Below are 6443 nucleotides of genomic sequence, written 5' to 3' on the forward strand. Positions count from 1 at the left end.
GCATCCTTAAAACTTTAACCTTTAGCGATCGCCTAATTTATGAAAAATACAGCTCATACAGTTACTTTTATGTTACATTATCAATATTTATGTAATATGTAAAGATGCCAGCGCTCATTGCTATACATCAACTTGTACGGAGTTATTTGCTTACTTTTCAGTAGAAGTAAATGAAGGCTATGTTTCTGCATTAAAACCCCAAGGTTACGGTTACTAATCGCAATCTTAGACCCACCTTTTCTTTTGTCACAAGCGATGAATCATAACCGCCGTATCAGCGATTATGAAAAAAAGATATACAAACTGGCGATCGCATTGGGGAGCAATCGCCTTTGCTTTTGCTGGTGATGCCGAGAAACCGATTCGATTGGGAGAGTGTTCGCCTATTTTGCTTATTATAGCGGTTTTCATTAACATAGAATACAGCTATCAAGTTTGTAACTTATCAAACTTCAAACATACTTATATTTTTCTGTAGTCTACCTTTGTGAAAACCGCTATAAGTAAGAGCGATCGCTTCTATCCTGGGGCGATCGCTCTTTTTTTTCTTGGCCGAGGCGCGAACGCCTGGCAGGAATTTACTTTCACGGATTTATGACCCTCCCCAAAGGAACATTTCTCTTGCGATAGAAATAAAAGGGACATATCCATTACTGTCTAAAGTCTAAGAGGAAAGGTGTACTTTTTTTTCAAAATGGGTTGATTTTATGGGATTGACAAGCATCTTGTTTTATGATTTATAAATCCCACGAAGTCGGTATTTAATCGCGGCAAAATCACTGCTTATATAAAGCTGGTGGTAATAAAAACTGCTATCCAACTTAAGAATAACCATTTTTGTTTCAGTATAGTTTTCCTACGGAATGCTGCGCAAACAGATAGGGAACGTCGATAGTAACCACTCTTGCGCTTCCATTTATTTCACCCCACCTTACAAAATGAATCTGTCTAAGGTTTTCATCCCTGGGATGGGGTGAAGCTTTGCTCTTGCCATGCTGTGCTGTGGCACGGCATCTTTACGAGGTGGTATGATTGGTTTTGCACCTCTGTTTTTGGCCTCCTGGTAGCAATTGCGCTGTTGGTGGAGCAAGTGCGGCAGCTATATCATAGGCACCATCACCAGATACTACGCCCTTTCTTTGCTACCCATCTGCTGCTTTTGAAGCTCTACAGCGATCGCCTGTGCTTTTTCATCTATAGCAATGTGCGCTGGCATATTTACAAATTGCAGGAGGTGTCCAATAGCTAAAATCTTATATTATCAGCTTTTTATTCCCCCTATTGCCTGTTGCCTGCGCGCAGCGCTATAATTCTCTGTAACTGATACTTTCTATTTCTTTTTCACTATTCTTAAGGAAAGTGTAAGCTTTTTGATCGGATTGATTTAGGGAGCGATACTGGAGAAGATCAATTAATTTAGAAAATTCGGCGTTGCTGATTTGAGAAATTCAACTAGTGGTAAATTTTTAGCCAAAACAATAGTGCAAATTATACCTATTTCTTCCTATTTAATCACCGAAAAACTCCTTTCTACCTACTGACTCCTGGCTTAGTCCTCCTGAATCCTGACTCTTGAATCCTGTGAAATCATACATTTATTCAACAACGCCGAAAATTATTGCTCATTTTTCATATATTAATGTGCAGCTATTGCTTTTAGTTTTATGTTTACCAATACCTATGAAAATCAGACTAAGCTAAGAAATATTTAGACTTTATATCCTTTTTTTCCTTTCACAAAATGCGGACAAATTTAGATTTATCCTGCTTCCTTAGTTTCTTTTATGTCTTGTAGCGTTTCTACCGAAATTGATGTTGAGTCATTAATAATACTCAAAATATCCCAAGCTACTCTTGACCAACTGTAATATAATTCTGCTAGATCACGTGCTGTTCTTCCCATTTTTTCACTCTTCTTTGGTTTTGACAATAAGTAGTTTATCTCAGTAGCAAAGGTATCAGGATTGTCGTAGTCTGAGATGACAATACCATTTTTTCCGGGAACAATTACTTCAGGATTTCCCCCCCTAGCAGTAGTAATAGTGCATAGTCCTGTTGCCATAGCTTCATAATGCACCCTAGCTAGAGGCTCTTCCCATTGAGATGCACACACGAATATATCCCCTAACAAAAAGTAATCTGCTACTTCTGATGGTGAGATAAAACCAGTCAGCTGAACTGCTTGCCCTAACTTTTCTGCTTCTGCTTTAATTTCACGGACATAATCATTTTCATTGTTATTGCCGTACCATTTACTTCCTACTAGCAATAATACAGCAGATGGATGTTTTTTGATTATTTTGGCGATCGCAGATATTAACAGATGAGGTCCTTTTTTATCTGTCAACCTTCCCACGCAGAGGACTACTTTTTTACCCTCCAACCCATGAGTCGCCAGCATTGCTTCTCGTTTCTCTTTTACTCCTTCTGCCCACCTTGGCTGAAAGCGCTTGAGGTCTACTCCAGCATATACCGGTTGCAGCTTGTGTTTATATTCTGGAAATAACTTAGCAATACCATCAGCAATAAATTTACTGACTGTGACTACTTTTTCTACTCGCTCCAAGCATTTAATTGCTTCTTGTGGTTCAATTTTTTTAGCATAGAACATTTCGTTATGCATACTAAGAAGAAAGCGACTATTGGGAGCTGCTTTGGCAACCAAGGACACATACTTGGGACGGTTGTAAATTACTATCCAATCAAAATTTTTCCTTTCTACAAATTTGGCTACTATTTGATAGTATTCTTCTGAAGTGTTGGCAGTAGTGCGCTCGTAACAAATATTGTCTCTAATTTCTCGATCTGGTAAATCAGGGTCTGCTATGGAGAATACTGTGATTTCATGCTCTCGTTTTAGGTAAGGTAGAATACCGTCTATGTATGTCTGGATAGCCCCACCTCGGACATTAGGCACTGGTAACTTTTCTGTGCAGACTAATAGTATCTTCACGTTATCAACTTGAACTTATAATTTCTCTTGAAGTATACGGGATTTTGATACACCTTGAATCAAATACATAAAAAAATTATTTACTCTTAGTTAATAAGTACAAAAATATCAAGCCCTCACTATACAAGCAGGGCTTGATTTAATTGTTATTGGACTTAAAGCGCAACTCTATCTCTAAGATACGTTACTATCAGCTTGAAAGCAAAATTAGTACATTGCGTAGGTTTTAATTTTTCTAGTCTAAGAGTCCCTTTTTATCTTTCTTTTTCTGGACTAGGGCAATTACAGGCTGTGCATTCTCATCAACTGCACCTTCTTCTTTTAATTGTTCTATAGCATCCCGTACTCTTCTGAATATCTTACCTTGGCCCCTCCGAAAATCATAGATATCGTCTTTATCTGCACCACTCATTTCAAAAATAATTGTGTTGGCCTGTTGTGTCATTTTTTTTGTTCTCCTTAAATTTTTACTACTTAATTTAACTTATGTTGCTAGGGAAAATTTCGATCATTTTTGGGTTTCATGCCCTTCTCGAAATTTATCATAACTAGGAGATAAGACTGCTATTTCACCTAACATACATAACTTCGAGCATTATGCTCGAAGTCGAGCGAAAGGTTATTGTATCAGTCATAACTTAAGTTATGAAACTTTTAAAGGAAGCTACAACACTTACACTCACTATAACTAAAGCCAGAAAATATTCTTAGTCTAAAAGTCCTTTCTTACTTTTCTTTTTCTTGAGAATCACAATTATGGGTTGTATGTTATCTGAAACTTCGCCTGATTCTTGTAGTTTCTCAATTGTTTGGCCTATTCTTTTGAATACCTTACCCTCACCTCTGCGTAAATCATTGATATCGTCACTCTTAGCTCCTCCAAACTCTAAAATAACCGTGTTTGATTGTTGCTTTACGCTTTTTTCACTAGTATCTGATGACATTACCATTTTTTTGATCTCCTTAATGCTTGCTAATTATTATGTTACTAGAGGAAATTTTACCAAAAGCCTGCAATTATTTTTTTCTTGCATTTGTTATTGGTTGTATATTGACTGAGTTAGTTTGACAAAGTCCCTCTCAAACCTGCCATTCACCAATATGAACATGAGGAGTATGATGCCAATTAATTCTTAGCTTTTAACTACTCCTCATAACTTAACTAATAGCAAGGCTATATTAATCATCTAAGCTTCCTGCTCCATTTATGGAGCATCTCGCTGCTCCAGATTTTGCTTGAGTCCGACTCCTTTTTCAAAAGTCTCACTCATCGTGATGTAAAAAGTACATTGCACTTAAATTCTTGGCTGATATGAAAGTTGCAAGTAAAACTTTCTATATTAGTTGGACTTTCTGCTAATCAGTATTAATATTTGAATTATTCAAACAACTTAATACCCATATAGCCATAGCCTAACCCGCCCATTTTGGACATTGCCTTACTGTAGTTTTTGGGGAAATCTTTAATCCAACCGTTTTTCTTCTTCCTGTTAGATTTTTCGTGACGATCACGATACTCTTTGGTAGCCTTATCATACATTTTTGCCGTTCTGAATACAGCTTTTTCTAAAGGCTTCAAAGCACGTGCCTGCTTTTTCTTTTTCTTTTTTTTCCTTTTAGCTGATTTACCATAGAGGGTTGCTGGATCCCCACCAAAGTCATCATCACTTTGCAACACAGTAACGCTTTTTACGTCTTCTTTAGCCACTTTATTTCTCCTCTGAATATTTTCTACTCAACAATATATATTAGTAGATATTTATCTTTAGACATCTCCAAAAATACCGATTTTGGAGATGTCTAATGGGCAGGCATTAATACGTTAATTATTCAAACAATTTAACACCCATTACACCCATTCCACTTCCACCCAACTTAGACATAGCCTTGTTATAGTTTTTGGGGAAATCTTTAATCCAACCGTTTTTCTTCTTTTTGTTAGACTTTTCGTGACGATCGCGATACTCTTTACTAGCTTTGTCATAGCTTTTAGCCATTGAAAATACCATTTTTTCATAAGGCTTCAAAGCACGTGCCTGTTTTTTCTTTTTCTTTTTCGTGCTTTTAGGGGACTTTCCATAGAGGGTTTCTGGAGAGCCACCAAAGTCATCATCACTTTGTAGTACGGTAACGCTTTTCACATCTTCTTTGGCCATTTTTTTTCTCCTTGTGTGTTTTCTACTTAAGTATATTGATATCTATAATAATCATAGCAGATTATTCTCAAAAATATTTAATCTTTATATACAGTTACCAATATTAACTGGGCACAAAGTAAGTATTCTAATTATCAATTAAACACTTTATAGATCTACTGGACAAAAAAAAATTCACTCATTAGAGATTGATTGGACTTTTACCGAATATCCAGAGAAAGTGAATAGAGTTAATGTGTAGGAATATACATACAATTTTAATTAAATCAGGATGAAAATTGTTCAAAAGTGTTACTTAATATTTATATATCTATATAATAATTAGGTCAAAGTTAAAATTGCTATCAACCTATTTTTTAGTATCTCATGGTAGTCGTGACCCACGATCGCTCCTAGAATTACACATACTAGCTGGACTTTTATCTAGGCAAATAAATTTAACTGGAAATTTGACAAGTAATGATCTTCTCAAATGTCCTTTGATTGGTACAGGAGTTTTAGAACTGGGACTTAAATCTCTGCACGAACAAATTGAAGATTTTTGGGAAAAAAGGCGATCGCTCTACATTAATCAAGTTAAAATTATACCTTTATTTTTATTACCTGGAGTTCATGTCACAGAGGATATTCCAGCAGAAGTAGAGGTATTCAGGCACAAGGTTAAAGCAAAGGAAAAAAGTAAGCAAAAATCTGAATTTAACTCAGAAACTTATAGCCAAAGTAAAATCACTCTATGCCCCTATATTGGTTCTCATCCAGAAATGGCACGTTTACTGGCAGCTAAAGTAACTTCCGTGACTGCTGATGCTTGGGTAGTTATTTCTCATGGTAGTCGTCGTCCTGGTGGCAATGAACCTGTGGAAAAAATAGCCGAGTCTCTTGCAAGTAGTTGTCAAGTTTTGGTTTGTACTGCTTATTGGTCTGTTTGTCCCGACCTGAAATCAAGAGTTGAAATATTAATCAGACAAGGATATCAAAGAATTGGAATTTTGCCTTATTTTCTGTTTAATGGGGGTATTACTGATGCGATCGCTGATACAGTTAATCAATTTACTCAAATATACCCTGCTATTAAATTCTGCCTGAGTGAACCTCTTGGGGCAACTGATGAATTAGCTAAATTAGTTTTGGACTTGATTAGCGAAACTGAATAGAAGGGAGTCGGAGGAATTTTGGGCATTGCTGAATTAAGGTATGAAAGTAGGTTTATAGAACCCATTTGAGATCTATATAATTATGGTAGTCAAGTCTTTTCGCGCATTAATTTTGAGGAAAATTCAGTTGAAGGAGTGTTGAATTTTTTGTATTATCTCTCCCCAAATCTTCCCTCTTAA

The 6443-nt window shown here is 36.3% G+C and carries 6 protein-coding genes; 1 reads left to right on the forward strand and 5 read right to left on the reverse strand.

Going from position 1 to position 6443, the window contains the following annotated elements; translation table 11 throughout:
* Positions 1-1759: 1759 nt before the first annotated feature.
* The 5 genes from F6K27_RS31875 to F6K27_RS31895 form a co-directional block, all read right to left on the reverse strand.
* Positions 1760-2953 carry a glycosyltransferase family 4 protein gene (locus F6K27_RS31875; protein WP_287279859.1) on the reverse strand — a complete coding sequence of 398 codons (1194 nt, stop codon included), beginning with the start codon at positions 2951-2953 and terminating at the stop codon, positions 1760-1762.
* A 235-nt stretch (positions 2954-3188) separates the two neighbouring features.
* Positions 3189-3398: a hypothetical protein gene (locus F6K27_RS31880; protein WP_287243877.1), complete on the reverse strand. Its 210-nt coding sequence runs from the start codon at positions 3396-3398 to the stop codon at positions 3189-3191.
* A gap of 262 nt (positions 3399-3660) precedes the next feature.
* Entirely contained in the window at positions 3661-3903 is a 243-nt protein-coding gene (locus F6K27_RS31885) for a hypothetical protein (protein ID WP_124143065.1), read from the reverse strand.
* Between the two features lie 428 nt (positions 3904-4331).
* Positions 4332-4661, reverse strand: a complete 330-nt coding sequence (locus F6K27_RS31890) for a hypothetical protein (RefSeq protein ID WP_287243879.1) — start codon at positions 4659-4661, stop codon at positions 4332-4334.
* A 118-nt stretch (positions 4662-4779) separates the two neighbouring features.
* Positions 4780-5109 (reverse strand): hypothetical protein, encoded by a 330-nt coding sequence (locus F6K27_RS31895; protein WP_124143066.1) that lies wholly within the window; start codon positions 5107-5109, stop codon positions 4780-4782.
* A gap of 338 nt (positions 5110-5447) precedes the next feature.
* Here F6K27_RS31895 and F6K27_RS31900 point away from each other — a divergent pair, with 338 nt between their 5' ends.
* Positions 5448-6263 carry a sirohydrochlorin chelatase gene (locus F6K27_RS31900; protein WP_240041647.1) on the forward strand — a complete coding sequence of 272 codons (816 nt, stop codon included), beginning with the start codon at positions 5448-5450 and terminating at the stop codon, positions 6261-6263.
* Positions 6264-6443 lie beyond the last annotated feature (180 nt).

This window comes from Okeania sp. SIO2F5, assembly GCF_010692685.1.
Classification (GTDB): Bacteria; Cyanobacteriota; Cyanobacteriia; order Cyanobacteriales; family Microcoleaceae; genus Okeania; species Okeania hirsuta.